Raw genomic sequence first — 2,431 nt, 5'->3', positions numbered from 1 at the left:
AGTTAGTTTGTCTAGCATCTAAAAATAAAAATTGACGTTTCACGTTGTTTGTTTCGTTCAGTTTTCAAAGAACTACTTAGTCGCTCATTTGCGACTTCCTTATGTTAACATCTTCGTTAGTTAATGTCAACTAAGTTTTTTATTTCGTTTGTCGTTTTCTGCGTTATTGCATCGGCGACTTGTCCTATATTACACCTCTATATAATAATAGTCAATATTAATCTTTCATTTTTTTAAAAAGATGAAAAAGACTCTCATACCCCCTCTTTATTCCTCATACACATCAGTAAAATAACTGAAAGGAGTGTAGAACTTGTTCGATCCTTCTTTATTACACACCATAAGCGCCCATTCAAGAAGCCCACACTATCATAGGAAGTTTCCCATCATTCTATTTTGGAGTCAAAAAAGCGGTTGCACTTCTCTTGCCAATTGGTTCTTTTACCAGATTGATTTATTACAAACAGCTCTAAGTTATAGTCCTTTCATTCATAATTTTGAATACGATATATACAAAAGTACACCTGCCTATAGTGTACGACTAGGAGTAGCGTTACGAGAAAAACAAAAAGAAACGTTTAAACTTGTTCGTAATCCTTACAGGAGAGCAGTCAGTTCTTTCGTGTCCTTAATTGGACCTCCTTATATGGAAAATCCCGAATGGAAACCCATCCGAAAGTTTTTATATCAAGATGAAAATTCCCCCAAAGGGATCTCATTTAAACAATTTCTATACTATCTATTTATGAAAGGGGCTCACTCAAGTGATATTAACCCACATTTCACACAACAATATATAGCTGGTGAAGAAGAATATGTGACCAATTATATATACTTAGAAAACTTCGATCAGGAAATGAAAAAATTAGAAAAGCGTTTCGAATTAAAAACTGCACCAATAAATGAGTTCTCAACATCCTGGCATCATCAAACTCCCGCCATGATTTATAAAGGGAATTTTAGCGAAGGCGATATTACTGATCCTTTATTTCCCCGTCATCCAACTTTTGAAAGCTTTTATGATACTGAATGTATACAACTCGTTCAAACAATATTTCAAAATGATTTCGACACATATAAATACAGCAAAGAATATCTATACTAATTTTAGTCTATTATCTTTGCTAAATAAAAAAGATACCTCATATATAAGGTATCTTTTTTACATGTCAATTATATAAATCATACTGTTTAGCAGTCTCTATTCTTCACCTTATTACCTTTTAATAGATTACATAACTTTTGCTTATCCGCCCATCCTACTCCGGTTAAAACTAAACTTGCTCCCATTATTACTCTCCCTGTCAGAGATTCATTTAATAGAATAATTGAAGTAACAATACTTATTAATGGTAATGCATTTAAATATAATCCGCTTACTGATGCTGAAACTCTCTCTAGCGCTTTATTCCAAAACCAATACGCTAAAATTGTTGCTCCAATAACAAGGTATATTACACTAAGTCCCGTTTTCCAAGTTTCAATCTTTGGTAAACCGTAATAAAGAATTTCTACCAGTGCAAATGGTAATAGAATAACAGCTCCAATAATTAAAGTTAATGTTGTAAAAACCTCGTTTGATAAATACTGTTCTTGTTTTGGTCGTTTTAGCAAAACCGTGTAGAAAGCAAATAGAAAAGTACTTAATAATATCAGGATATCTCCTATTAAAGATACTTCTTGATCAGCACTTTTAGATGGAATCGTAATAAAGAGTACTCCTATAGCACCCAATATAATTCCTATCCAATAATTCAATCGAATTTTCTCTTTCAAGAAGAATGCTGAAAAAAGAATTGTAACTAATGGTAATGCAGCATCTATGATACTAACATGTAATCCACTTGTTAAAGAAATACCGTAGGATGTAAACATAAAGTACCCAGCTACACCGGTAAAAGCTAGTAAACTCATTCTTTTCCATGGAACTTTTTTATGTACAACTGATTTTTGTAGTTGCTTAAATGAAAATAGCATACAAATTCCACCTGCAAAGAAAAGACGAATAAACAACAAAGTAAACGGCTGAATAGATTCTAACGCCCATTTTGTTGGAGCAATAGCTGTCCCCCATAATATAACAGCTACTAATAACATGCATATTTCTTTCATAATCCCCCACACCCATCAAAAATATATGTTAACTACCTTAATTATAGATTTTTTCTTATGTAAAATCCTTTAAAAATACAAAAGGTTATGCAAAAAAAGAGCTGGACCACCATTTTTCACATAACCTTTTTATATAAGATCACAAACATTCTTTTTACATCTCGACTATATTTTTACAAAAGGTAATTCTTACCTTTATATTTTGAGCAATAAAAATAAACACAAAAAAACCTAAGTCGAAACGACTTAGGTTTTTGCTTGGCGACGTCCTACTCTCACAGGGACAAGGTCCCAACTACCATCGGCGCTAGAGAGCTTA

2 protein-coding genes are annotated in these 2,431 nt (G+C 32.6%); one reads left to right on the top strand and one right to left on the bottom strand.

Going from position 1 to position 2,431, the window contains the following annotated elements; all coding sequences use genetic code 11:
* Positions 1-313: 313 nt before the first annotated feature.
* Positions 314-1,105 (top strand): sulfotransferase family 2 domain-containing protein, encoded by a 792-nt coding sequence (locus MR170_RS30330; protein ID WP_043936294.1) that lies wholly within the window; start codon positions 314-316, stop codon positions 1,103-1,105.
* 86 nt (positions 1,106-1,191) lie between these two features.
* On the opposite strand, the gene MR170_RS30325 is transcribed toward MR170_RS30330, so the two are convergent.
* On the bottom strand, positions 1,192-2,112 hold the full coding sequence (locus tag MR170_RS30325) for a DMT family transporter (RefSeq protein WP_048564185.1): 921 nt from the start codon (positions 2,110-2,112) through the stop codon (positions 1,192-1,194).
* Positions 2,113-2,431 lie beyond the last annotated feature (319 nt).

Source organism: Bacillus cereus group sp. BfR-BA-01524, assembly GCF_022662595.1.
Taxonomy (GTDB): domain Bacteria; phylum Bacillota; class Bacilli; order Bacillales; family Bacillaceae_G; genus Bacillus_A; species Bacillus_A thuringiensis_S.
The sequence above is the reverse complement of the archived record's forward strand: the minus strand, read 5'-3'. Positions and strand labels throughout refer to the sequence as shown.